This is a genomic window from Glycocaulis sp., from assembly GCF_051859565.1.
Lineage (GTDB): Bacteria > Pseudomonadota > Alphaproteobacteria > Caulobacterales > Maricaulaceae > Glycocaulis.
This window is the reverse complement of the sequence record NZ_JBHYFK010000003.1, coordinates 301,197-325,524: the sequence shown is the minus strand read 5'-3', so window position 1 is coordinate 325,524 and position 24,328 is coordinate 301,197. Positions and strand designations below refer to the sequence as shown.

At 63.3% G+C, this 24,328-nt stretch carries 25 protein-coding genes and 3 tRNA genes; 10 read left to right on the top strand and 18 right to left on the bottom strand.

The window, feature by feature from the left end:
* Positions 1 to 39: 39 nt before the first annotated feature.
* From ACTIGC_RS06535 to egtB, 3 genes are all read right to left on the bottom strand, one after another.
* Positions 40 to 675, bottom strand: coding sequence for a hypothetical protein (locus ACTIGC_RS06535; protein ID WP_439633639.1), 636 nt, complete (start codon positions 673 to 675; stop codon positions 40 to 42).
* A gap of 26 nt (positions 676 to 701) precedes the next feature.
* Complete coding sequence (locus tag ACTIGC_RS06530; protein WP_127566223.1) at positions 702 to 1,466, bottom strand: class II aldolase/adducin family protein; 765 nt, start codon at positions 1,464 to 1,466, stop codon at positions 702 to 704.
* Positions 1,467 to 1,550: 84 nt separating this feature from the next.
* Positions 1,551 to 2,822, bottom strand: a complete 1,272-nt coding sequence (gene egtB / locus ACTIGC_RS06525; RefSeq protein WP_439633658.1) for an ergothioneine biosynthesis protein EgtB — start codon at positions 2,820 to 2,822, stop codon at positions 1,551 to 1,553.
* Positions 2,823 to 3,001: 179 nt separating this feature from the next.
* Between egtB and ACTIGC_RS06520 the strand changes: the two genes are divergently transcribed.
* The 3 genes from ACTIGC_RS06520 (at position 3,002) to ACTIGC_RS06510 (ending at position 4,869) form a co-directional block, all read left to right on the top strand.
* On the top strand, positions 3,002 to 3,760 hold the full coding sequence (locus ACTIGC_RS06520) for an NAD kinase (protein ID WP_439633638.1): 759 nt from the start codon (positions 3,002 to 3,004) through the stop codon (positions 3,758 to 3,760).
* A gap of 104 nt (positions 3,761 to 3,864) precedes the next feature.
* Positions 3,865 to 4,350, top strand: coding sequence for a response regulator (locus ACTIGC_RS06515; protein ID WP_439633637.1), 486 nt, complete (start codon positions 3,865 to 3,867; stop codon positions 4,348 to 4,350).
* Positions 4,351 to 4,374: 24 nt separating this feature from the next.
* A complete protein-coding gene (locus ACTIGC_RS06510; protein WP_439633636.1) occupies positions 4,375 to 4,869 on the top strand; it encodes an Hpt domain-containing protein in 495 nt (164 codons plus the stop codon).
* 27 nt (positions 4,870 to 4,896) lie between these two features.
* Here the strand turns inward: ACTIGC_RS06510 and ACTIGC_RS06505 are convergent, their stop codons facing one another.
* Genes ACTIGC_RS06505 through ACTIGC_RS06495 form a run of 3 tightly spaced genes read right to left on the bottom strand, consistent with a single transcriptional unit; the run spans position 4,897 to position 8,149 of the window.
* Positions 4,897 to 6,099, bottom strand: a complete 1,203-nt coding sequence (locus tag ACTIGC_RS06505; RefSeq protein ID WP_439633635.1) for a DUF2336 domain-containing protein — start codon at positions 6,097 to 6,099, stop codon at positions 4,897 to 4,899.
* 55 nt (positions 6,100 to 6,154) lie between these two features.
* Positions 6,155 to 6,985, bottom strand: a complete 831-nt coding sequence (locus ACTIGC_RS06500; RefSeq protein ID WP_439633634.1) for a hypothetical protein — start codon at positions 6,983 to 6,985, stop codon at positions 6,155 to 6,157.
* Between the two features lie 42 nt (positions 6,986 to 7,027).
* A complete protein-coding gene (locus ACTIGC_RS06495; RefSeq protein ID WP_439633633.1) occupies positions 7,028 to 8,149 on the bottom strand; it encodes an NAD(P)/FAD-dependent oxidoreductase in 1,122 nt (373 codons plus the stop codon).
* Between the two features lie 68 nt (positions 8,150 to 8,217).
* Here ACTIGC_RS06495 and ACTIGC_RS06490 point away from each other — a divergent pair, with 68 nt between their 5' ends.
* Entirely contained in the window at positions 8,218 to 8,625 is a 408-nt protein-coding gene (locus ACTIGC_RS06490; RefSeq protein ID WP_127566210.1) for a DUF6491 family protein, read from the top strand.
* Positions 8,626 to 8,633: 8 nt separating this feature from the next.
* Here the strand turns inward: ACTIGC_RS06490 and ACTIGC_RS06485 are convergent, their stop codons facing one another.
* The 3 genes from ACTIGC_RS06485 to ACTIGC_RS06475 form a co-directional block, all read right to left on the bottom strand.
* Entirely contained in the window at positions 8,634 to 9,308 is a 675-nt protein-coding gene (locus tag ACTIGC_RS06485) for a hypothetical protein (protein ID WP_127566208.1), read from the bottom strand.
* A 159-nt stretch (positions 9,309 to 9,467) separates the two neighbouring features.
* Positions 9,468 to 9,544 (bottom strand) — tRNA-His (locus ACTIGC_RS06480).
* A 107-nt stretch (positions 9,545 to 9,651) separates the two neighbouring features.
* Positions 9,652 to 10,470, bottom strand: coding sequence for a M48 family metallopeptidase (locus ACTIGC_RS06475; protein WP_233352547.1), 819 nt, complete (start codon positions 10,468 to 10,470; stop codon positions 9,652 to 9,654).
* Positions 10,471 to 10,626: 156 nt separating this feature from the next.
* Between ACTIGC_RS06475 and ACTIGC_RS06470 the strand changes: the two genes are divergently transcribed.
* The 4 genes from ACTIGC_RS06470 to phhA all read left to right on the top strand — a co-directional run bounded on the left by ACTIGC_RS06470 (position 10,627) and on the right by phhA (position 16,539).
* Positions 10,627 to 12,621 (top strand): AsmA family protein, encoded by a 1,995-nt coding sequence (locus ACTIGC_RS06470; RefSeq protein ID WP_439633632.1) that lies wholly within the window; start codon positions 10,627 to 10,629, stop codon positions 12,619 to 12,621.
* Positions 12,622 to 12,732: 111 nt separating this feature from the next.
* Entirely contained in the window at positions 12,733 to 14,505 is a 1,773-nt protein-coding gene (gene ggt, locus ACTIGC_RS06465) for a gamma-glutamyltransferase (protein ID WP_439633631.1), read from the top strand.
* A gap of 93 nt (positions 14,506 to 14,598) precedes the next feature.
* Entirely contained in the window at positions 14,599 to 15,558 is a 960-nt protein-coding gene (locus tag ACTIGC_RS06460; protein WP_439633630.1) for a beta/gamma crystallin-related protein, read from the top strand.
* Positions 15,559 to 15,654: 96 nt separating this feature from the next.
* A complete protein-coding gene (gene phhA, locus ACTIGC_RS06455) occupies positions 15,655 to 16,539 on the top strand; it encodes a phenylalanine 4-monooxygenase (RefSeq protein WP_439633629.1) in 885 nt (294 codons plus the stop codon).
* Between the two features lie 6 nt (positions 16,540 to 16,545).
* Here phhA and ACTIGC_RS06450 read toward each other — a convergent pair whose 3' ends face one another.
* The 7 genes from ACTIGC_RS06450 to ACTIGC_RS06420 all read right to left on the bottom strand — a co-directional run bounded on the left by ACTIGC_RS06450 (position 16,546) and on the right by ACTIGC_RS06420 (position 22,117).
* On the bottom strand, positions 16,546 to 16,740 hold the full coding sequence (locus ACTIGC_RS06450; RefSeq protein WP_439633628.1) for a helix-turn-helix transcriptional regulator: 195 nt from the start codon (positions 16,738 to 16,740) through the stop codon (positions 16,546 to 16,548).
* Positions 16,741 to 16,749: 9 nt separating this feature from the next.
* Positions 16,750 to 17,154 (bottom strand): hypothetical protein, encoded by a 405-nt coding sequence (locus tag ACTIGC_RS06445; RefSeq protein ID WP_439633627.1) that lies wholly within the window; start codon positions 17,152 to 17,154, stop codon positions 16,750 to 16,752.
* Between the two features lie 19 nt (positions 17,155 to 17,173).
* Positions 17,174 to 18,058, bottom strand: a complete 885-nt coding sequence (locus tag ACTIGC_RS06440; RefSeq protein WP_439633626.1) for an alpha/beta fold hydrolase — start codon at positions 18,056 to 18,058, stop codon at positions 17,174 to 17,176.
* A 153-nt stretch (positions 18,059 to 18,211) separates the two neighbouring features.
* Entirely contained in the window at positions 18,212 to 19,177 is a 966-nt protein-coding gene (locus ACTIGC_RS06435; protein WP_439633625.1) for a DUF3137 domain-containing protein, read from the bottom strand.
* Positions 19,178 to 19,268: 91 nt separating this feature from the next.
* Entirely contained in the window at positions 19,269 to 19,895 is a 627-nt protein-coding gene (locus ACTIGC_RS06430; RefSeq protein ID WP_439633624.1) for a DUF2497 domain-containing protein, read from the bottom strand.
* Between the two features lie 103 nt (positions 19,896 to 19,998).
* The gene (locus ACTIGC_RS06425; protein ID WP_439633623.1) at positions 19,999 to 21,351 is read right to left on the bottom strand and encodes a TolC family outer membrane protein; all 1,353 of its coding nucleotides are present in this window, start codon (positions 21,349 to 21,351) and stop codon (positions 19,999 to 20,001) included.
* 112 nt (positions 21,352 to 21,463) lie between these two features.
* A complete protein-coding gene (locus ACTIGC_RS06420; RefSeq protein WP_439633622.1) occupies positions 21,464 to 22,117 on the bottom strand; it encodes a protein-L-isoaspartate O-methyltransferase family protein in 654 nt (217 codons plus the stop codon).
* A gap of 165 nt (positions 22,118 to 22,282) precedes the next feature.
* On the opposite strand from ACTIGC_RS06420, the gene ACTIGC_RS06415 reads away from it, so the two are divergent.
* Positions 22,283 to 22,356 (top strand) — tRNA-Cys (locus ACTIGC_RS06415).
* Positions 22,357 to 22,382: 26 nt separating this feature from the next.
* On the opposite strand, the gene ACTIGC_RS06410 is transcribed toward ACTIGC_RS06415, so the two are convergent.
* The gene (locus tag ACTIGC_RS06410) at positions 22,383 to 22,769 is read right to left on the bottom strand and encodes an Mpo1-like protein (RefSeq protein ID WP_439633621.1); all 387 of its coding nucleotides are present in this window, start codon (positions 22,767 to 22,769) and stop codon (positions 22,383 to 22,385) included.
* A gap of 336 nt (positions 22,770 to 23,105) precedes the next feature.
* On the opposite strand from ACTIGC_RS06410, the gene ACTIGC_RS06405 reads away from it, so the two are divergent.
* Positions 23,106 to 23,181: transfer RNA gene (locus ACTIGC_RS06405), tRNA-Asn, on the top strand.
* 22 nt (positions 23,182 to 23,203) lie between these two features.
* Here ACTIGC_RS06405 and ACTIGC_RS06400 read toward each other — a convergent pair.
* Entirely contained in the window at positions 23,204 to 24,301 is a 1,098-nt protein-coding gene (locus ACTIGC_RS06400) for a hypothetical protein (RefSeq protein ID WP_439633620.1), read from the bottom strand.
* Positions 24,302 to 24,328: the final 27 nt, after the last annotated feature.

Genomic DNA, 24,328 nt, shown 5'->3' with positions numbered 1-24,328 from the left:
AGGCGCATCATAGACGGCGCTGAGCTGGGCCCGATGGCCTTAATAGGCCGGCGCTCCGGGCCGCCTGCTGGCCCGCACCGAAAAAGTCTCGGTGATGATACGCCAGCGCGGCGAGACAGGCACACCCACCGCACTGTCAAAGCGCCATTCCTCGCCGCCGCGTTCGGCCAGCGACCGCCGGGCCAGCTGAATGTCGGCAAAGCCATCCCGGCCAAATGCGCGCCCGGCAAGCAGCCGGGTCTCCACATCAGCTCCGCCGGTCCCGAAGCGCTGATTGTTGCGGTTCTCGCCGCCCGATTCAAAGGTGCGTGAAAGCTGCGCGGAGAGAGCCCAGGGGCCGGTTTCGAGAAGCCTCAGCCTCACGCCAGCCTCGGTGCCGCCAACAGCGACCAGTGCATTGCTGAACGCGGTGTCTGCCACTTCATCCGGCGCGGCGCGGGTTTCGCTGAGCGATTGCAGCGCAAAACGCCCGACCAGTGTCACCCGATCCACAAGCCCATACTCAGCATAAAAGCTGATTTCCGACTTGCGCAACTGTGTCCCGCCCGGCGCGGTAAGCCAGTGCGTGGAGTAGCCGGTCAGCAGCACGCCCTCGCCGCGTTTCTGGGTCCATGCGCCGGCCTGCGCCTCTCCGGCCAGAACACCTGCCAGCAGCGGCACACAGGCGGCTATCACCCATGGGCCGCGCAAAGCAAAGACGCCTAAACGTCGTAGCCCGGAGATTGCCTGTCCACCCGGCCACGCAAGGCCGCCCAGGCGATTTCCTTGAAAAACTCGTTGGTGAAGGCCTGCTCGCCCTGGGCGTAGACACGGTCCTGCATGTCCTTGCCCCATTCGACCAGCTCGGCGCCCTGCGCCAGAGTCTGCATCTTGCAGGCGCGCTCCAGCATGTACATGCGCACATAGCACGAGAAGGGATGGTCGCCCGTGGTCAGCGTGCCGTGATTGTTGAGGATCATCAGGTTCTTGTCGCCAAGATCGGCCACCAGACGCTCTTTCTCGTCCTCTTCCAGGGCAATGCCCTCATAGCCGTGATAGGCGACATCCTTCATCACCGTCATGGCGCTTTGCGAAATGGGCAGAAGGCCGCGCTTCTGCGCCGACACCGCGACACCCTGATCGGTGTGCAGGTGCATCGCCACTTTCACGTCCGGGCGCGCATGATGGATCGCCGAGTGGATGGTAAAGCCGGCCGGGTTGATGCCGTACTGGCTGGGCGGCAGGACATTACCCTCAAGGTCAACCTTCACGAGATTGGAGGCCGTAACATCTTCAAACAAAAGGCCGAACGGGTTGAGCAGAAAATGCTCCTCCGGGCCCGGCACGCGCATGGAGATGTGGGTGAAGAACAGATCGTCCCAGCCATGCATGAAGATGAGCCGGTAAAGCGCGGCCAGATCACAACGCGCCTTCCATTCCTCGGCCGAGACCTGATCTTTTACTGAAAGCTGGGCGCGGTCATCCATGGCATTTCTCCCGTGCGGCCCCGTCCGGCGGGCCTCTCATTATTTGCTCCGTCAAGAATTGCGCGACCATGCACGCAGGTCAAATCAACTCGGCAAATCCTTCGCCAGACGCAGGCCCGTCATCTGCCATTGGGCCTGCGGCGGGAAGAAATTGCGGTAGCTGGCCCGGACATGGCCCGGCGGCGTCAGGGCAGAGCCACCCTTCAGGACGAACTGCCCGCACATGAATTTGCCATTGTATTCGCCCAGTGCGCCGCTTTGCGCGCGATAGCCCGGATAGGGCGCATAAGCCGAGCGGGTCCACTGCCACACCCCGCCAAACAGGTTTGCCTGATCAGCTGAAGCTGGATGCAGCCAGCCATCAGGCGTCATGGGGCGCGCGCTTCCAGCATTGAACTGGCGCGCGGCCAGCTCCCATTCGCGTTCCTCGGGCAGGCGGTAGCCGGTCCATTCGGCAAAGGCGCTGGCCTCGAAATAGTCGAGATGGCTTACCGGCGCTGTCGGGTCCATCTCCTGCTCGCCATGCAGGGTGAACTCGCGCCATTCGCCGGGCGCGCCACGCCAGTAATGCGGGGCCTTGCGTCCCTCTGCCTGCACCCGCGCCCAGCCATCGGAAAGCCAGAGCGAGGCGGTCTCATATCCACCTTCTGCGATGAACCGGGCGTACTCGCCATTCGTCACGCAATGGGTGGACAGCGCGAAGGGCGCAAGCCATGCCTTGTGGCGCGGGCCTTCACTATCGAACACGAAGCCGTTTGCCTCCGCACCAAAATCCTCAAGCCCGCCAGCATGTTCGATCCAGCCTGCGGCCGGGCCGGGCTGGGCAGGCGGTGGCAAGGCCTCGCTATAGATCTCGCCAAACGGATTGACGCTGAGCACGTGCTTGATGTCGGTGAGGATCAGTTCCTGATGCTGCTCTTCATGGGCGATGCCAGTTTCGATCAGCGCGGCGATCTGTTCCAGCCCGGCGTCATCGCAGGTCTCGATGAGGCGCTCCATCGCGCCGTCCACATGCGCACGATAGGCCATGACATGGGCGACGCCCGGCCGGGTGATATGGCCACGTGCGGCGCGCGGCTGCCGCTCCCCCAGAGCCTCGTAATAGGAATTGAAAAGAAATCCGAAGCGCGGATCAAAGACCTCATAGCCGGGCAGGTATGGCTCCAGCAGGAAGGTCTCCCAGAACCAGCTGGTATGGGCCAGGTGCCATTTGGACGGAGAGACATCCTCCATGGTCTGGGCGCCCATGTCCTCGTCAGACAGGCGTGATGTCAGCGCCGTGGAGCGCATCCGCAGGCGATTAAAGCGGTCCAGCAGGCCAGCGCGGGTGAGAACAGAGACATTGTCAGGCGCCATTACTGCGGTTTCAATAGCCATTTCAAACCCGGCTCCGTCTGCTTGCATTCAACTCTGGCACACCCCGCAGGGTTACGGAAAGACACGCAAGGGGTTCCACTGACGTTTTCGCCCCTTGCACGGCGCCACCGGCACCGCTTCAATGGGATTCCCCGCTTGTCCCGATTACGGATTTTCCCATGCGCCTGGCCTTCCATGCCGCCGACCGGCCCGATGCCCTGAGCGCGCGCAATGCGCTGGTAAAGCGCTATGGCGACAGCCCGCTTCTGGAAGCGGACTGCGTGGTGGCGCTGGGGGGAGATGGCTGCATGCTGGACGCGTTGCACGCCGTGATGGGCCACAACATACCCGTTTACGGGATGAATTTCGGTTCAGTCGGTTTCCTGATGAACGATCCGGTACACGATGATCTGCCCGCGCATCTGCAGGCGGCTGAGCAGGCAATCATCCATCCCTTGCGCGCCAAAGGGACCAGCGTTTCGGGCGAGGCCTTCGAATCCCTTGCCATCAACGAGGTTTCACTGCTGCGCCAGACCCGCCAGACGGCCAAGATCCGCATATTCATCGACGAGATCGAGCGTATGGAGGAACTGGCAGCGGACGGCGTACTTGTCTCCACCCCTGCCGGCTCGACCGCCTATAATTTTTCCGCGCACGGGCCCATCCTGCCGATTGATGCCAGCCTGCTGGCCCTTACCCCCATCAGCGCCTTCCGGCCAAGACGCTGGCGAGGGGCGCTGCTGAGCCATGCCAGCACCGTGAAGTTCGAGGTGATAGAGCCGGTACGGCGCCCGGTGGCAGCGGTGGCGGATAATCGCGAGTTCCGTGATGTCAGCTCGGTCACCATTGCGGAAGCCGATGACGTGACGCTCACCATGCTGTTCGATGTCGGCCGGGCATTGGATGAGCGCATTATTCTCGAGCAATTCACGTCCTGAAAGTTCGCTTAGCCGTATATTAAGCAAGTGCCGCGTAGGGTTTGTCTCCAGATGGGGGACACTGCGAAAGAGGTAGCGCTTTGGCTGGCGAACTTCCTGCCAACATGGCTTTCACCAAGCTGCGCGTATTGCTTGTCGACGACAACGCAGCCATGCGCGGGCTCGTGCGTGCCGTGCTGGGCGCGTTTGGCTGCGACAACGTTTTTGAAGCCGCAGATGTCAAGCGCGCACTGGGCATACTGTCGGTAGAGCAGATCGATGTCATCATCACTGACTGGAAGATGTCGCCTGTGGACGGGCTGGCGATGGTGCGCCATTTGCGCAACCCCGAAAAAAGCAGCAATCCGTTCATCCCTATCGTGATGCTGACCGCCTATGCCGAGCCGTCTCGCGTGCGCGAAGCGCGCGATGCCGGCGTCACCGAGTTTCTCGTCAAGCCGTTTTCGGCTGAACAACTTTACAAGCGGCTGCAGGTCATCGTGAACCGCCCACGCCCGTTTGTCCGCACCAAGGCGTTTTTCGGACCGGACCGGCGGCGTCTGAACAATGAATACGAAGGGCCGGAACGCCGCGAAGACGCGGCACTCTAGTGTGACAGGGGAAGGGACAAGGCCATGACGCAACGCGAACGACCCATCGAAATCATCAACCCGCCCAACATGCTCAAGGTAAAGGTGGGCGGCCGGATAGCCCCCGCTGATCCGGCGGCGATTGCGCGCGCCGAGGCCGCGCTTGCCGAAATGAAGCATGAGTTTGCCGACTGGCTGGCCGAAGAGGTCGACAAGCTGGAAGCCGCCCTCGCCAAGGTGCAGGCCAACGGGCTGACCAGCGAAGCGGGAGATGAGCTTTTCACCGTCGCCCATGATCTGCGCGGGCTTGGCGCCACCTACGAGTTTCCACTGGTAACGCGCATGGCGGCTTCCCTTTCCCGCCTGGTGGAGACCGGCGAGAAGCGCGAACTGGTCCCTGTGCAGCTGGTGGAGGCCCATGTCGGGGCAATCCGCGCAGCCCTGCGCCAGAACATCCGTACAGACGAGCATGCTGTCGGCCGCACGTTGGCAGAAGAGCTGGAAACACGCGTTATCGCGCTGGTTGGCGCGCCGGCCTGAGCCGGCACAGTTTTACCTGAAAACGGATCAGCCCGCCTGACGGGCGGCTCCGGCAGGCGAGGCTTCATTTGCGGCGCGCATATCCGCTTCCAGCCGGGACATGCAGTATTCGAGGTCGGCCTCCGGCGCACCCTGAAACTGCGTGAATATGCGCTGGGTGAGCGCCGCACGGAACTTCAACACATCGCCGGGGCCCTGCCCGCCAAGTTCCAGCGAATGGTAGGCACTGACCGACGCCCGCACCGCCGGCAATATCCGGCGCGGCAGACCAGAGCGCTCAAACACGGCATCCAGCCCAAGCGGGCCGGCATCATGGATCAGCAGCCAGGCCTTGGCATGGGGAATGCCCGCCAGTTCGGCCATACAGTGCTCAAAGAAGCTCATGTGACCACGGAACAGGGCGCGCAGGATCAGGGAAGGCGTCAGGCGCCCGTTCATCTGCAGCTGCTGGACAAAACGGCGCGGGTCCGGGCTGAGGCCAGCCTGTTCAACAAGGTCGACCGTCGCACGCTCGCGGGTGGTTTCGGCTAGTTCTACCGCCAGCTGCGGTGGCAAAGCGTGGCGTGAAACAAGACGCTCCACAGCCGTCTCGGAAATCACATTTATCAGCTTTTCAGTGACTTCCATTGGCAAGCTCGCGCGTTCCACGAACTGCTCGAGCATGGCGGGTTGATCATGATAGCGCTCAAACGTCAGCGCGTAGGATCCGGCATCGAAATACGCGCCATCATTCGCGATCACGCGCTGCACAGCCGGGTCTGCACCACGCAAGACCAGCTCGCGCACCACACTGCCCGGCACTTCGGCGCGCCCGGCAATCGCCAGCTGGCGGATGACCGTCCCGGAGCGGATGATTTCAGTAAGATCTTCCTCGGTCAGCGAGGGCGAACCAGCAATCACGGGCACTGCAATAGAGTCGATATCGGCCGCCAGCTTGCGCGCGACGTCGCGCGGCAGGTTCGGCGAGCGGGCCAGCGTCACCGACAGCGCGCGCCGGACAATGTCCGCCGCATCACTCGCCAGCACTTCCAGAATGGCATTGGCGGCGGTCCGCTCGCTCTGTGTCAGGCCGGGCATGGAGATACGGGCGCAAATCTTCCGTGCCGCAAGGGCCCTGCCCTCGTCATCCTGCGCACTGGCAAGGCGGGCTACATCCTCACGGGTGAGACGCGCTCTTAAAGCCTTTACGCTCATGGCCTCAAACTCCCAGACAACAAGGATACCCGGCACACACAAGCGTGCGCCCGAAATCTTAACGGGTTATTGCTGCGGCATCGCGCAAGGATCAGGGACGCCGCCCGCGGCTGCGCAACGGCATGTCGAGTGTGTTGAGGATTTCCACCACAGCCGGCGACAGCACGGCGCCCGGAGCGCCGCCCGTGGCATAGCCCGACACTCCGGCACGGAGGTTTTCGCGAACACGCTGCAGGCTGGCACCGGCCTGCGCATCTGCCACCGTACGCGGCGCCGTAACCGTATCAGGCACATTGGCCAACGGACGCTCCCGTGTCAGGAAAGACAAAAGCTCGGAAGCGCTGCGCGGCCGGGCACCATCAAAAAACACGCGCCGGTTGGCCGACGCGGCATCGGGAAACAGCGCATCGGCGCGCATGTCCGGATTGGTATGAGCGGTCTCGATCAGGCGTGCTGCGCGTGACGCGCCCAGAAAGTGCGCGGCATAAAGCTCGCCGGTTGTCGGCTCGCGGCCAGTGGCCGAACGCAGGATTGCCGCATTCTCCGCCGTCAGCTCGCCGGCCATCAGGCTGGCCGCGCGCGGATCAAAGCGCATGTCGAGAATTTCCCGGCGACGGGCAGGATCATCCACGACAAAACGGCTGCCGTCCTGGCGCACCGATGCAGCCATGTCGCCATAGCCATGCCGCTCGCCGTGGCGGGCAACCATGGCCAGCCAGGTCTGCTCGATAAACTGGAACATGCCCGATGCGCTGGACGTGCTGGCGCGCGCGCCCGCATCAAAATTGCTTTCCCGGGCCGCCGTGCGCATCAGAAAGTCAAAGTTCGCGCCGGTGGCACTGGCCGCATCGGAGATCAGCCGCGACGGCGAGAAGGTATTCTGCAACTGGCCCGCGAGGGCATTACCGATGCGGTCGGGCATGAGAACGGGACGCTCCGAAAAAAGAATCGCTTGCGTCCTATCTCACTCAGCGGAGGATAAGCCTTCGTTAACCGTACCGGGTGCGAAAGGCGCAAGGGCGTCATCCACCCTGCCCCCGGCAATCAGTTCTGCGAGCCCTTCGGCCAGCGCCGGAGCGAGCATGACACCGTGCCGGTAGGCGCCAAGCGACACGACAAGGCCCGGCTCTGCCAGTCCCGCGCGTGGCATCAGCCCCGGCAGCGCCGGGCGCACACCCGCCCAGTGCGCCAGCTGCGCCATATCAGCGACGTCCGGCACATGGCGCGCCGCGCGCGCCAGCAGCGCTCCTGCCATGTCCGGTTCGGCGCGGTCATCGCTGCGGCCCGGTTCCGTGCTGGCGCCGACCAGCAACCGTCCTCCCGGCTTGGTGGCCATATACACATCGCCGCCACGCAGGAGCGGCCAGTCGAGCGGAGCGCGCGCATCCAGCATCAAGGCCTGCCCCTTTACCGGGTAGATGTCCGCCGCGGCCGGGTGCAGCTCTGCGGCGGCCCAGCCGGCAGCCAGCACCACGATGTCGGCCTCGATCACGCCGCCGGCCGCAAGCCTGACGCGCCAGCCGCCATCTTCCTTCCGTTCAAGCCGCGTTACGCGGGCATTCTCATTCAGGGTGACACCGCGGGCCGTGATGGCCTCGATCAGGGCCGAGGCCAGCATCGGCGCGGACAGATGAGCGTCGCCGGGCAGGAAGAGCGCCCCTTCCTGCAAAGCAAGGCCAGGGATGCGTGAACGTGCCTGATGAGCGTCCAGCGCCAGCACGTCGACGCCATGCCGCGCCAGCCATTCTGCCATGCCGGGCGAAGCTGGCAGCAGCGCGCCGCTGGCGCGATAACCGATGTCGATACCCGTCTGCGCCTGCAGCCTGCCCGCCCAGGCTGGCCATAGTGCAGCGCTGTGACGGGCGAGCGCACCGAAGGCGCCGGCAAGCGGGTGAGCACTGCTTCTGGTTTCCCAGATTTCAGCGCCGGGGGCGATCATGCCTGCAGATGCCGCCAAAGCGCCCTGACCTGCCTTACCAGCGTCACAAATAACGGTATTAATTCCGCGTAAGGTCAACGCATGCGCGAGTGCCAGCCCGGCTGCCCCGGCACCGATAATGCACACGCGTGAAGCACTGTTACGCATACCAGCCTCGCTCGAAGAACCTCAGGTTCAGGGCGAGACGCAGGAAGACAGGAAAGGTTCGCATTACCATGGTGGTGAAATTCGGAGCCAAATCTCGGATCGCCGCAGCTATAGCGGCTGCAGGCGCTGCAATCACCCTGTCCGGCGCAGCTTTGGCCGGCGGGACCATACAGTCAGAGCGCTGCGTGCAGATCGGCAGCATTAGCGGCTATTCGGTCATTGATGACCGGCACCTGATCCTGCGTTCAGGCGCCAGCAGCTTTTTCCTCGTCACCACGGCGACGCGGTGCTCGGGCCTGAATTTCGGGGTGGAGATTGCCACCTCGATCACGGGCAATCAGCGCATCTGCCAGCCCATGAGCGAGTTCGTCATCCCCGATGATGGCTGGCGCTGCCGCATAGCGTCCATCGAGGCGGTTGAAAACGAGGACGCCGCGCGCGCCCTCGTCGAGGAACGCCGTCAGAGCGCAAACTGATACGCCAATCAGCCCTGTGTCTGGCTCGCCAGGCGCACGGGGCTGACGCGTTCGGCGCCCTCAACGTCCTCATCGGCGCGATCCAGCGCGATCCGGCAATCGGCCAGAAAACGCTCCCCGGCATTATCGCCCTGGCGTGACCAGGGACGTGAAAGCGTGCGCGAGTAAAACGCCGTCACCGCGGCGCGCCAGGCATCGTCCGGCCCCTCCTCATCTTCACGCTCGCCGCACGCTTCCAGCGCCATTTCGAACACGCGCTGCAGGCATTCCAGCGCCGGAGCCGCATCCTCCAGACGGGTGCGGGCACTGCCCTCACGCCCGGAGTCCAGACGGCGTTCGGCCTCGCGCAGCGCGGCCAGATGGCGGCGGGTCAGCGTCATGGTGGGGGTGTCGTCGCGCAGCTGGGCTGCGTCCGGCACAAGGCCTGCCAGCTGGCCGGTCAGGCGCAGGCCCATCTGCAGATCCTGGCGCAGACGGGCGATCTGGGTGCGCCGGGTCTGCAGCCGTTTCTGATCGATCAGGGCGCGGCCGCACTCCTCCAGCAGGCGCCAGAGCGCCATTTTCTGGTCAGCATCCGCGATAGCATGCCGCTCGCAGATACGGTCGATATCGGCCTCGTCATACAGCTCGCCATCATCAAGGATGATGAAGCTGGTGCCGGTTGTGCTGGTCAGTCTTGCCATGCGTGTTCCCTGCCCCGGCCCCTCAACCGGCATTGTGACTTTAGGGCTGCCCTCTGTGACAGATTAACCCATTGTTAAGCAAGCCGCGCCCTGCAGCGCGCAGGCGGCCAGCACTTTCCTGTGGAAAATGGGGGTGGAGGAATAGCGGGAGGAGAAAAATGGTACCGCCTCCCCGGCTCGAACGGGGGACCTCTAGATCCACAATCTAGCGCTCTAACCAACTGAGCTAAGGCGGCACGCTTTCACCCGGCGCGAGGGCGAAGCCTCAAGGCGGCGGGAGCGCTGACATAGCGCCGCCGGAGTTGCGATGCAAGACCGGCGGCCATGTGACGTATCGTGCGTATCAGGCGTAGCCGGACGAGCGGATATGCGCCTGCAGGGCCTGCATGCGCTGGGCATCGGACGGGTGGGTGGACAGGAAGGCAGGCTGTGAGCCGCCAGAGCTGCGCGCCATCATGCCATTCCAGAAGGTCAGCGCCTCGCTCGCCCGGTAATTCGAGCGTGCCATGAAGTCGGCGCCCAGCCGGTCTGCCTCGTATTCATGGCGGCGCGAATAGGGCAGCAGCACGCCGAAGGTCAGCCCCGCGCCGAGCACGCCGGCCCACATATCCGAATTGCTTGCCCCGCCCTGATCGAGTGCGATGGCCGCCAGACCCGTGCCAACGCCTGCGGCCATTTGCTGGGAGGCGCGTTCCTGGGCGTGGCGCCCGGCCACGTGCCCGGCCTCGTGGCCGATGACCGTGGCCAGCTGGTCGTCATTGTCCACCACATCGAGAAGCCCCGAATAGATCGCGACCTTGCCGTTGGGCAGCACCCAGGCATTGATCTGGTCATTCTCGAACACGACGAATTCCCAGTCATACTGGGTGAGGCCGGAGCCTTGCGCGATCCGGGTGCCCACGCGCTCTACCTGACGGCGCTTGTTGGCATCGCGGCTCACACGCTCCTGCTGCAGCGATTGCTGCCAGGTCTGCTGGGAGAGCTGGGCGATCTGCGCATCAGACACAATCATCAGCTGGCTGCGGCCGAGCGCCTCGTTGTGTGCCGTACATCCGGCGACCAGCGGCACGACCGTGCCCGCGGCCAGTCCCATCAGCAATTCGCGCCGGTCCATCTTCACCACCGGCAGGCGCCCTGCAGACGTATCAACCATGTCAGACATTCCGGTATCTCCCTTCAAGATATCCACTCCCCTCCCCGGCGGCGCTATACTGGCGCACGGGTGATGGAAACTGTTGCCTTGAGAAGTTAAACATAACCGGACCGGCGGCGGAACTGTTTCCGTCGTCTTACGCCCTGACACACCGGAGCTGATGCCATGCGCCGCCTGCTTGTGATTCTCCTGGTCCTTGGCGGGATCGCCATCGCCGCCGCCCTTCTCATTCCCATGCTGCTGACACCGGAGAACTGGCGCGGCGAGATCGAGCGGCGCGCAAGCGAGCAGCTGGGCCGAGAGGTCAGCATTGGCGGCGATATTGGCCTGTCCATCCTGCCGGCCATCCAGATCAGCGCAGGTGATGTCTCCATCGGCAATGCGGACGGCTTTGGCGAGGAGGCATTTGCCGAATTGTCCGAGCTGCGCCTCGGCCTCGCCCTGTGGCCACTGTTTTCCAACCGGGTGGAGGTGAGCGAGTTCGTTCTGGTCGATCCGGTCATCCGCCTGCGCCAGAATGCCCGCGGCAATAACTGGACGTTTGCGTCCGCTGACGCTCCTGCGCCGCCGCCGTCTGACGATAATGGCGGTTTCCGCCAGCCGGGCGCGCTGCCGATTGACGGCACTTTCTCCAATATCCGCATCGAGAACGGCGCGGTGAGCTTTTCCGACGGGACGGAGACCTGGGAGGTTTCGCAGCTCAATATCAGCCTGCAGGCCACGGATCTGGACCGGGATGCACGCCTGAACGGGAGTTTCGTGCTGCGCGGCGAGACCATCTCGCTCAACGCCGGGCTTGGGGGGTTGCGCCCCTTCATGGAAGGACGCCAGACACCGTTGACGCTGGAGGTCCGGTCAGCCCCGCTGAACATGAGCTTTGACGGCAATGCGCTGGAAAGCGGAACGTTCGATCTGGCGGGCGATGCCAGCGTTGAAGCCGACATTCCCGGCCTGGCCCGGCTTGCCGGCGAGCCCCTGCCCCCGGGATCGGCTCTGCGCAGCGCGGCGGCCTCGGGCCGCTTTACCAGCATACCGGGCGAGATGCGCTTCGAGAGTGCCCGGCTGCGCCTCGACGAGGTCACGGCAACGGGTGGCCTTACCGTCCGCACCGGGGGTGAACGGCCATTTCTGACCGGCCAACTGGTCATCCCGCGCCTCGATCTCAATCCCTACATGCCGGAGGAGGAAGCAGGCACGGCGCCGTCAGGCGGGCAGAGCGAATGGAGCACCGAGGAGATTGATCTGGCGGCGCTGCGGCTGGTCGATGCCGATTTGCGGCTGAGCGCCGGCCGGCTGATTTTCGGCGATGTCGAAGTTACCGAGGCCGATGTCAGGGCCCAGCTCACCAATGGGCGGCTGGTGGCGGATCTGTCCCGCTTTACCCTCTATGGCGGCAGCGGATCGGGCCAGCTCGTCGTCAACGCCCGGGGCGCGACGCCCAGCTATACGCTGAACGCCCGGCTGCAAGGGCTGCAGACCCAGCCCTTCCTGAGTGCAGCAGCGGATTTCTCGGCACTGCGCGGCTTGGGCAATTTCACGATTGACCTGACCAGTTCGGGCGCCAGCACGGCGGCGATCATGCGTTCGCTGTCGGGCAACGGCAATCTGCGGCTGGCCGATGGCGCGATTGAAGGCTTCAATCTGGCGCGGATACTGCGCGGCGTGCAGACCGCGATCACGACCCGCCAGCTGCCGCAGGGCTTCGGACCGGAGGAAGAAACCGATTTCAGCGAGCTGGGTGGCAGCTTCACCATCCGCAATGGTGTGCTGTCCAACAGCGACCTGTCCATGCTCAGCCCGCTTCTGCGGGTTACTGGTGCGGGTGAATTCAATCTCGTGGAGCAGTCGGTGGATTATCGCATTTCGCCGCGCGCCGTCGCGTCGCTTGCAGGCCAGGGCGGCACGCCGGAGCTGAACGGCATTGCCGTGCCTGTGCGTATCCGGGGCAATTTCGGCAATCCTTCATTCAGCGTCGACTTCGAGGCGGTTGCGCGGGAACTGGCCACCGGACAGGCGCGCGGCCTGCTGGACCGCATCCTTCCGGGCCAGCGGCAAGGCGAAAGCGAAGAGGAACAGGAGCAATCACAACCCACGCCGGCCGACCTCCTGCGCGGCCTGCTCGACCGCCAGCGCCGCAGCGGGAATGATGGCAATGATTGACGTCACACGCGTGTGAACGCCCGCGGTTTTGCTTGCGTCAGCGCGAGCCAACGCCATGATGCCGCTCAAGAAGAAGCCCCGGTCCTAGCTTGCGGGGCGAAGGGGAGCATCATGAAAACGCTGAACGCAATTCTGGCCGCAGGAGCCGTCATGGCCTTTACCCATATGATACCGGCGAGCGCCGCCCAGACCTTTTATCCCGGAGACCGGATCACGGGCGACCACTACGCCGGACGTTCGCCCATTCAGGCGGTCAATGGCGCGACAGCATCCGCCCAGCCGCTGGCCAGCATGGTCGGCATCGACATACTCAAAGCTGGCGGCAATGCGGTCGATGCCGCCATCGCAATGAACGCCGTTCTGGGCCTGATGGAACCGGTCGGCAACGGTATTGGCGGCGATATTTTCGTTCTCGTATATGACCCGGAGACGCAGCAGGTTTACGGGCTGAACGGGGCGGGCCGCTCGCCCATGGGCCTCGATATCGAGACCGTTCGCGCCAATCTGACGCCGGAGGGGACAATCCCGCCCGTCGGTCCCCTGCCCGTTTCGGTGCCCGGCGCGGTTGATGGCTGGTTTGCCCTGCATGAGCGCTTTGGCCGCCTTCCGATGGAGCAGGTTCTGGCCCCTGCCATCCGCTACGCGGAGGAGGGCTTTCCTGTCAGCCAGACGATTGCCTATTACTGGGAGCGCAATATGCGCATCCTGCAGGCGCGCTATGATGCCGGTGCCTTCAACGAGTTTGACAATGCCCGCGCGACCTATCTGAACGCACAAGGGCGCGCGCCTGCAGAGGGCGAGGTGTTCCGCAATCCGGACCTGGCCCGCACCTACCGCCTGCTCGCCGAACAGGGGCGTGATGCCTATTACGAGGGCGAGATCGCCCGCACGATAGACGCCTATATGCGCCGGATTGGCGGCTGGCTGCGCTATGAGGATTTCGCCGCCCACACGTCCGAATGGGTGGAGCCGGTCACGGTCAATTACCGCGGCTATGATGTCTGGCAGATACCCCCGCAGGGCCAGGGCATGAGCGTCCTGCAAATGCTGCAGATCCTGGAAGGTTATGACCTTGCCTCGATGGGCTTTATGAGCGCGGACACGCTGCACGTCATGATCGAGGCCAAGCGCCTCGCCTTCGAGGACCGGGCGCGCTTCTATGCTGACCCGGCCTACCAGCCCGCACCTGTGGAGTGGCTGCTTTCTGACGAATACGCCGCCGAGCGGCGCGCCCTGATCTCCATGGAGCGGGCGATGGACCAGGTGGGTCCGGGCGATCCGCCGCAGATCGAGCACAATGACACGACCTATCTGACCACCGCCGATTCCAGCGGCATGATGGTGTCGCTGATCCAGTCGAACTATCGCGGCATGGGCGCGGGCATCGTGGCCGACGGGCTGGGCTTCATGTTCCAGAACCGTGGCGAGGCCTTCTCGCTTGATGAAGGGCATCCCAATGTCTACGAGCCGGGCAAGCGCCCCTTCCACACCATTATCCCCGGCATGGTGACCTATGAAGGTCAGGGCTACTTGAGCTTTGGCGTGATGGGCGGGGCCATGCAGCCGCAAGGGCATGTGCAGGTGCTCAGCAACATGATCGATTTCGGCCTGAACATTCAGCAGGCGGGCGATGCAGCGCGCTGGCGTCATGAAGGTTCGACCGAGCCGACTGACGGACTGGGCGCGCCGGCGGGCATGGGCGTTGTCCATCTGGAAAGCGGTGTCCCGCAGGCGGTACGCGATGCGCTGGAGCAGCGTGGCCATGTGCTCGGCAACAGCGATGGCGGATTTGGCGGTTATCAGGCAATAAGGCGCGATCCCGTGACCGGCGTTCTGTCAGCGGCTTCGGAAATGCGCACGGACGGCGCCGCACAAGGGTATTGATGATGAACGAAAGCCCTTCAGGGCTTTCATCGGGGGTTCACGGCGAAAAGGTCACTTTTCCCGCAGTGAACAGGCTGGAAAGGGAGTACCATCATGAACCTGGCCAAAGGCATTGCCGCTCTGGGAGCGGCCGCAATCGCGTTCATTTTCATTCCGCTGGACGCGGAGGCACAGCGCGGACGTCCGGGCAGCGGCACGCCGGTCATCGAGTTCTTTGAAGGACCGAATTACACGGGCCGTTCGATACGGGTGGATGGTGATGCACCAGACTTCCGCCGCATGAACTTCAACGACATTCCCGGCTCGTTCCGTATCCAGAGCGGCTATTGGGAGCTCTGCTTCGACATCAATTATCGAGGCCGCTGCCAAATATTTTGGGAAGATACCCCCCAGCTGACCGGCGGCTGGCACCGCCAGATCAGCTCGGCCCGTCCGGTTGATTTCCGCCGGGGCGGACGCGAAGCGCTGATGATGTTCTCCGAGCCGAACTTTGGCGGCGAAGCGCGCCTGATCATGGACAATGTAGCGAACTTCAATTCGATCCAGTTCAACGACCGCCCCCGCTCGCTGCGCGTGCTCGGCGGTGAATGGATCGTCTGCCAGCACGCCAGCTTTGGCGGTCGCTGCGAAACGCTTCGTAACGATGCATCCGATCTGCGCCGGATGGGCCTTGACCGGGAAATCAGCTCGGCATCGCCTACCTCCCAGTATACCCCGCCGGGAACAGCCAATCCGGGGCCCAACCCCGGCTTCAATCCGGGGCCTGGCTCCAACCTGCGTCCGGGATCGGTGTTTGGCGGCACGCGCGGCGCGCAGAGCACCTATTTTGCCAATCCGCGCATTAGCGGCGCTCCGGTCGCCCGCTGCATGAGCAGCCTTGACCAGCGCGCCTGTGACCAGGTGACAGCGGATGCGCTGTGCCGGGGCGAGGGCTTCCGCGGCGCTGCCTATTACGCCATCACCGATCAGGGCCGTGGCAATCACTACTTCATCGGTCAGGGGCGCACCGCGCCGTCCAATGGCGCCCTCGCCGACGTGCTCTGCGTCCGCTAGCGGATAAAAAGCATGCGCCATGCAGTGCGGCCTCTCGCGCAAGCGGGGGGCCGTGCTTTATCTTGCCGGAGAAGTTTATCGAATCCGGAGCGAGCCATGCCTGTCCAGGATCCCGTCGTCGCCGAACAGACCCCCGCCGCAGATCATTCGATTGACCAGTGCTGGGACCGCTATACGCCTGAGGAACACGGCGTGTGGGACACGCTCTACAAGCGCCAGATGAAGGTGCTGCAGGGCCGCGCCGCGCCGGAGCACTTCAAGGGTCTGGAACTGCTCAACCTCAATGAGGGCGGCATTCCCGACTTCCGCCGCATGAATGAAAAGCTGGAAAAGCTCACCGGCTGGACGGTCATCGCCGTTCACGGGCTGATCCCCAACGATGTCTTCTTCGACCATCTGGCCAACCGGCGGTTTGTCGCGGGGCGCTTCATCCGCGACGCCGACAAGCTGGACTACCTGCCCGAGCCTGACATTTTCCATGACGTGTTCGGCCATGTGCCGCTGCTGACCCAGCCAGTCTTTGCCGACTATATGCAGGCCTATGGCAAGGGCGGCGCGAAGGCTGCCAAGCACGACATGATCGAGAACCTGACCCGGCTGTACTGGTACACGGTGGAGTTCGGCCTCATCAACACGCCCGAAGGCCAGCGTATTTACGGCGCGGGCATCGTTTCGAGCCAGTCTGAGTCGGTGTTTTCGCTGGAAGGGCGCTCGCCCAACCGGGTCCATTTCGATCTCGAGCGCGTGATGCGCACCGACTACCGCTATGACGACTTCCAGCAGACCTATTTCGTCATCGATTCCTACGAGGAATTGATGGAGGCGACCGCCGGGCAGGACTTCGATCCGATCTATGCCCGCCTGAAAGGCCAGCCGGACTTCAAGGCCAGTGACATCATTGATGGTGAGAAGGTCTACACCAGGGGCACGCAGGAATACGCAAAGGCAGGCGGTCTGGCCAAAGGGGCGAAGTGGGTCTGATCCGCCTCACCCCTTGGGATCGAAAATTTCCTCGATCCTGAGGCCAAACACCTCGGCGAGCGTGAAGGCGAGCGGCAGGGACGGGTCGAACTTGCCCGTCTCCACCGCATTGATCGCCTGGCGCGACACACCTGCCCGATCCGCGAGATCAGCCTGGCTCCAGTTGCGCTCTGCGCGCAGGACCTTGAGGCGGTTCTTCATCTCGCCCTCCTAGCGGTAGCGTCCGCGCACGAAGCAGGCTGCTATCCCCTGCCCGCCGATAATGGCGGGAAGAACCCAGATCAGGCCGATCTCGGGGAGCAGGTCCGTTGCCTGCTGGGCGAAGGCGTAGGCGAAGCTGATGAACGCCACCGCCCCGGCGGAGATCATCGTGGCCTCGGCGATCACCGCCCGGTTGAATTCATCCATGGAGCGGATGAAGACGATCATGGCATGCAGGCCGTAGAGCGCGGGAAACACGGGCGATATGGCGACAAGGATACGCAGCCAGTCGGCGCCGATCATGTCTCCGCGCAAGACCGTGATGGAAGCGAACAGCACCGCCGTATAGCCCATCATGGCGAGCAACATATGCAGCATGTAGCGGCGGGCGTGGGGATTGGGTGTACCAGTCATCGGAGCTTTCTCCCTGTCTCTAGCGGTTGTCAGCAAGGAAGCGCGCAAGGCGCGCATTGAACGCGGCAGGCTGGTCGATCATCAGGAAATGGCGTGCGCCCTCGACGATCTCGACACTGCCGTTCTCCAGTGGCGCATACTGGGCTGCATACATCGTCTGCAGGGTTTCAGCATCCACAGGCGCGCCGGGTGCCCACGGCGCGAGCACCAGAACCGGCACATCGACCCCTTCCAGTACGGGCGAGAAGTCCGAGCCAGACACTTCAGCGAACGCTGCAGCGATAACGGCTTGATCGGAAGCGGCGAACCATTCGGTCAGCGTAGCGTGAAAGCCGGTATCGAGACTCTGCACGGGAAGCCCCTGCCCCATCATCGCAAGAAACTGCTCACGAGGCAGATTGCTCATCTGTGCAGCAAACATCTCGCCGCTCGCCGCTGCCTGCTCCGGCGTGGCGGCCGGGTTGAACAGGCGCGCATAGAAGGGCACCGAATCGACCACCATCACGGCGCTCACGGCATCCGAGGAGCGCGCCGCGACCTGCAGCGCCACCTGCCCGCCAAGCGAGTGCCCGACCAGGACGACATCGGAGTATCCGCCCTGGGCAATATAGTCCGAGATGGCCCCGGCAGCGCTGGCGATAAAACCGTCACTGCCCGTTTCAACCGCCGGCACGCCCGCGAAACCCGCCAGCGTGAAAACGTGAATATCCGCGCTTTCGCCCAGATCGCCCACAGCGCCGTCCCACGTCTGACCGGAGGATGCCAGGCCCGGCACGAACAGCACGGTCTGCGCGCCGGCATCGCCATGGCGCTCCACGACGAAACGGTCCTGCGCACTGGCTGCAACAGCCGTGACGGCAACAGCCAGCGCGGCGGCCAGCGATTTCAACATTGCTTTCTTCATAATCCCACATCCTTTGTGTCAGGTTCAGCACCCTATTTGTAAGGCAAAGCTGACATCAACGCGCAAACATGTCAACCACACCTGACATAATGTCGTGTGTAGCTGATTTTTATGGGGATTTGCAGGCGGGCTGACGGACAGGCGCGGCCGGGCTCAGGCCATCCATTCGGGCTTTTCGTCCGGCGCCAGCACCAGAGCGATAATCTCCTCGATCAGCTCGAAATCGCGATAGAGCGTCTCGACCCGGCTGCGGACATTGAGGGGCTTGAACAGCGAGCCCGGCTCGAAAAGATTGCCCGTCTCGGCGGCCAGCAGAAGCTCGCCTCTGCCGAACCCGTCAGCCAGCGCCTCGTCAAAGACGCCGCGTACATTCTTGCCCTTCAACGCCGTCTCCAGCGCCAGCACCCGTTCCATGAAGGTTGGCGTCATCAGATAGCGCGCCATGACCTGATCGGTGCCGTAGACTTGGAAGATGCGCTCAAACTTGGGGTCGACCAGGCCGATGCGCTCCAGCCTGCGGCCATTGGCTGACCGCATAAGCCCGTCCAGCGCATTGAATATGCCCTGATCGCGAGTGATCAGGGTGACGCCCTCAATCGTGCGCGGGAAGGCGATGCGGATCAGCACGCCGCGGAACACGGTAACGTAATAGGTGCGCTTGCGGCTGCGCCGGCGCTGCTTCAGCTCGGCTTCGTAGAGCTCGAACCCGGCACCATGCGCCTCGCCCGAGAAATGGTCCTCAAACTCGCGCTGGTCAGAGCGGGGGATCAGGCCGTGGCTGCGGAAACTGTCAAAGTGCGCGGGATTGTTCGGCTTGGGCGCATAGCGCAGCGAAAACGTTTCAGCGAGGCGATTATTGAGCCCGTGCTTGACCTCGGTGCGAAGGGCGTTGAACGGCGACGACATGAAAGCCGCAAAGGCCCCTGCGGGAACAACGCCCCCTAACATCGCCAAGCCGCCCGGCGCACCGGCAGCCAGCAGGATCAGTGCCACCACAATGCCACCGGGAATGGCTATCGACAGCCCGGTAATCAGCCGGCGCACCACCGCCTCGCGCCGGCTTTCCAGCCCCGCAAGCCAAGGCTCCAGCTCAGCCCAGACAGTGTCAAAATCACGCAAAACACCTACCCCGTAACGAAACAGACGCCCTTTTTAGGGGGCGTCTGTGACAGGTGCCAGCCCCAATCGGGGGCGGATCAACCAATGCAGACTAGCGGCGGCGGCGCGCCACGCGCTCGATCTCTTCTTGCACCTTCGCCTCAACGATGGAGGGCAGGTTTTCATCAAGCCATTGCTTGAGCATCGGGCGCATCAGCTCACGCACAATACCTTCCAGCGTCTGGCCATTGTCACTGCTGACACGCAGATTCTCGGTCAGGGCCGCAAACGCCCCGGCAGCCGCGCTGGCGGCCGGCTCGGCAAGCAGGCTTTCATCGTCCTCGGCAGGGGAGGGTTTAGGGGCTTCGGCCATTACGGGTTCGGGCTCCGGCTCGGGTTCAGGTTCGGGCGCTGACGCAAGTTCTTCCTCGCGGTCCACAATCATCAGATCGTCGGCAATCGCCATGGGCGAGGTGCCTTCGGTTTCTTCCTCGACCCGGTCAGTGAGTTCCAGAACATCATCATCAAAAACCGATTCCTCAGCCTGCGGCTCAGGCTCAGGTTCGGGTTCGGGCGCGGCCTCGAACGCGGGCTCAGCTTGGGGTTCCGGTTCTGCTGCAGGCTGGGGAGCGGCAGGCGCAGCCTCGGCTTGCGGCTCATCATCCTCGTTGATGATACGCCGGATGGAGGCCAGGATTTCCTCCATGGTCGGTTCTTGTTCTGCGTTGCTCTGGGCCATGAAACAGGTCCTTCGGATGGTCACGAGGGGGTTAGCTTGACGCTGGGCCAAGCTTGGAATGCCCTTGCCAGGATGTCCAGCACTGCGTGTGCTGGAACAGACCCTAATTACCGCCCGTTAAAGGGAAGTTAGGCCAGAACCGGCGATTTTCACCTGCATTGGCCTCTTCATAGGGCTCAAGCCCCACCTGCTCGGCGGTCAGCCGCCCCATAGCCTGCAACAGCGCGTAGGCGGCAACCTGATAGTCCCGCTCTGCCCGTACCAGCTCAAGGCGGGAATTGAGCAATTCCTGCTCGGCATTGAGCACATCCAGCGTGGTGCGCAGGCCGACAAAAGCCTCCTGACGCACGCCCTCGAACGCAATCTCGTTGGCGCGCACCGCTTCACGGCTGGAGATGATCACCGCTTCTGCCGCCAGATAGCTGTTCCAGGCGTTGGAGATGCCTTCAGCCACTGCGCGGCGCACATTGAGTACCTGAAGGCGGGATTCATCCGCCGCAGCGACGGCCTGACGGATCCGCGATTCGTTGAGCCCGCCGGTGAAGATGGGCATGGAGACGCGCGCGCCAACCGTGACCGATCCGCGTCCACGGCCCGTGAAATCGGACTCGCGCGATTCTGACGCTGAAGCAGACAGAGCCACATCCGGACGCAGGGCCGAACGGGCAAGGCGGATACCCGCCTGGCTTGCCTGCTCATTAAACAGGGCCGAGAGCAAAAGCGGATTGCTTTCCAGCGCCACGTCAGCGGCGATGGCCAGCGTTTCAGGCACATCGGGCTGGCTTTCAGGCTGCTCGACATCCAGAGGCGTAACGCCCGTTACCCGCTCATAACCTGCCCTTGAGGCGGCAAGCGTGGCCTGCGCCGCAGAGAGCTGTGCCTGGGCACCTGATACGCGCGCCTCGGCCTGTGCAACGTCCGTGCGGGTGATTTCACCCACCTCGAAACGGTCACGCGCGGCGCGCAGCTGCTCGGCGAGTACGTCCACATTGTTGCGGCGGATATCCACAATGGCGGTATCGCGTACGACATCCAGGTGAACGGCAATCGCCGACAGGATGACGTCCTGTTCAGTACTGACCACATTCCAGCGGCTGGCCTCGATACGGTTCAGGGCCTGATCGACAGAGGCATCAATGCTACCGCCGGAATAGAGGCTCTGGCTGGCGCTGAGCGAATAGCTGACATCACCGCCACTTCCGCCCGCGCCGCTTCCCGGCCCCCAGCTCTCCCCGTCAGAGATGCCGGCGCTGGCAGACAGTGTAGGCAGCCGCGCTGCGCGCGCCTGCACCACGCCTTCACTTGCCTGACGCAGACGGGCGCGCTCTGCAGCCAGCACGGGGCTGGTGCGGTAAGCCGCTTCAAGTGTTTCATTGAGTGTCTGGGCGCTCGCGCCGGCTGCCAGACCGCTCAGCCCCAGCCCGGCGGCCAGCATAAAGCCTATCGGAAATTTCATGCGTCCCTCTCACGGTTCACGACCACCCCGGCCCCGTCTACATGGGCGCTACGCCCTGAAATTCCATCCCCGCACGTAAATTGCCAAGAAAAAAGTGAACACCGTTCACTTTTTAAAGCGAAAACTCGGGTTCGCGCTCGAAGCCGGGAAGAAGCGAGGTCATCGAATCGAAGACCACACGGCTGCCCACTACGCCACTCTTGCGCGTATAAACTCTTGCCCGGCCGACACCGTTTTCCCTCACAATCACGCCCAGACGGCCATCATCTGCGAGCTGCGACAACCAAGCGTCCGGTACCAGCTCAACAGCACCGTTCACCAGTATAACGTCAAACGGGCCCTGTTCCGGCGCACCTTTTTTGATGTCGCCAGTCACAATCACGGCATTGTCCGCACCGATATCGCTGAGCGCGCCCTCAGCCTTGGAGGCGAAGGACTCGTTGGACTCTATACCGATAACGGTTTCGCAAAGCCGGGACAGGATCGCCGTGGAGTAGCCACGGGCGCACGCCAGGTCGAGCACCAACTCGCCCGGCTTGACACCAAGTGCCTGCACCAGCTTGGCAAAATCACGCGGCCGCATGAAACGGCGCCCCTCACCCAGATCAATCTCCATATCGGCATACGCCGATCCGGCCATTGAACGGGGCAGGAATCGTTCACGCGGAATGGCGAGCATCGCATCCTGCAGGCGCCGGTCGGTGACATCGGCAGGGCGAATCTGGGAGGCAACCATTTGCCGTCTGGCTTCGGCGAGCTCACTCATGGGATGACCGTCCGCTATAAATCAAAGACGCGCGCTTATATCGTGGCCCGCCAACAATGTGCAACGCTGCCGCTGAGCCTCATATGCGGCACTGGTGCGCATCTTTCTGCAAAGCGCGTTGCAGCCGGCGAGCCGCCTCGCTATAGCTCTACGCCCACCACAAGAGGCGCCATGGCGGAGTGGTGACGCAGAGGACTGCAAATCCTTGTACCCCGGTTCGATTCCGGGTGGCGCCTCCAACTGCCCCCCTGCTCTCTGAACGGGGCTATGCGCCCTGACGCGCATGCGGGTGGTCTGTCACACCGGCCTTTTCCAGCTCGGCGTCCAGACGGCCCGTGACCCACAGCCAGAACATCTTGTAGTCGCCTATCAGCGACCAGAGCGGATAGGTGAATGTCGCCGGCTTGTTGCGCTCGATAAAGGCGTGGCTGACCCAGGCGAAGAAATATCCTGTGACCGGCACCAGCAGCAGCGCCCACCAGGTCTGCGTGGCCAGCGCCCAGATCAGCACCAACGGCGCCAGCACCGTGCCGACAAAGTGCCAGTAGCGCGTCGCCGGAATGGCGTGTTCGCGCAGGTAAAAGGGAAAGAAGGCCGAAAAGCTCGTATATCGGCCATTGACCATTTCCGGGTTGTCGTGCGTGTCGCTCATGGCGCTGTCTCCCGTGTGACGTCGCATTGACTGACAAGCCTAGCCCAGATCAGGACGAACCGCGAGCCATCCGTTAAGCTCCCGGTCAGAGCGATGAGTCATTTATATCGCCCGGCCGATAGCGTTAGCGAGATATTAACCATCGAATCGTTAATGTGATCTCGTCTTCTTCTTGAAGACACCCCACCATCCACCCATGCCTTTTCGGGAGCCTTGCGGCTCCCGATTTTTTTGTTCCGGTTTCAGGGACTGAAACTTCTGCCGGAATTAACGGCAAAAGCGCCTTGCGGGACCCAACCCGTATTGCTAAAGACCCCACCTCGCTTGCGAGAGTGTTCCCCGGTAGCTCAGTTGGTAGAGCAGCGGACTGTTAATCCGCCTGTCGCTGGTTCGAGCCCGGCCCGGGGAGCCATCGCAGCGAGTTTCCCTACAGATCAGCGCATGATGTCATCTGGCTGTTCCCCCGCTGCGAACAGCGCGGGCGGTATCCTGTACGCGAAGAAATAGTCCGCATCGCCGGGGCCAGGCTGCCATCCGGCAAGCGCGCCATTTTTCATATGTCCATGACAGGGGTCATGCCCGTGCGAGCGCCGCAAATAAGGCCCTGCCGCCTGCAGAACAGCTGCGGGGACGCTTGACGGAAAGTGAAGGCGTAACTTTGAGGCACCCGCCTGCCGGGCCGTTCTCGCCAGATGGCGCAGCAGGGCTTGTTGCGCCCTGACGCCGGCCTGGCACGCAGAACCCGCCCAGTCGACGATCTCCGCATGGTCCAGCCGCTCCGGCGATGGTTTGGTGATCAGCAGGGCCGCCAGCGCCAACACCCGTCCGCCCGACCTGGCGATGACATAGCTCATGCCGCCGCGCCGGTCAGGGTCAGACAGGCGATAGCGCAGCGATACAGAATCAATCTGCCGGACCAGAACATCGTCCGCCGTGATCGCCGCGAGTTCGTCATCGCCCACATCGTCCAGCGAGACAAACATGATGCCGCCGCGCCTTCCCTCGACGGGGAAAGCAAAGCCGGGATGACAATCAAAACGCTCTGCCTGTCCGGCAGACGGCAGGAGGGCGCGCACGGCACGCGAGGGGCGCAATATCCACTCGGCCCATTCGCGCCCCGAGGGCCCCAGCCAGGGCAACGCTCCGACCCGAGGAAGCAGCGGAGCAGAAAGAGCGTTATTGTTCAGCGTGACAAAGGCATCAACGTCCGGCTGAGCCATGCCGTGACGAATGAGCTTGAGACCGGACTGGCGTCCTCTGACCGGATCGGTAATCACAGTATGACCTGTCGCAATGGCGTAGCGCGCAGAACCGCAGCGATAGCGATTGACGAAATTGCCGAGGAATCCGGTGACGCTGCCCGCCTTTTCATAAACCCAGCCGGACGGGATATCGCCCTGCTGCGGATTGCCAAACAGCACCCAGCGCCATCCTTCTGCCGAGCGGGCGGGAAAACCACATGAATTCACCAGCCGGACAATGTCGGGAAGGTCCTCTTGCGTGACCGCTCTGATTGCCGTTGCCGCTGTCATGGCCTGTTCCCTTCGCGCAAATGAATT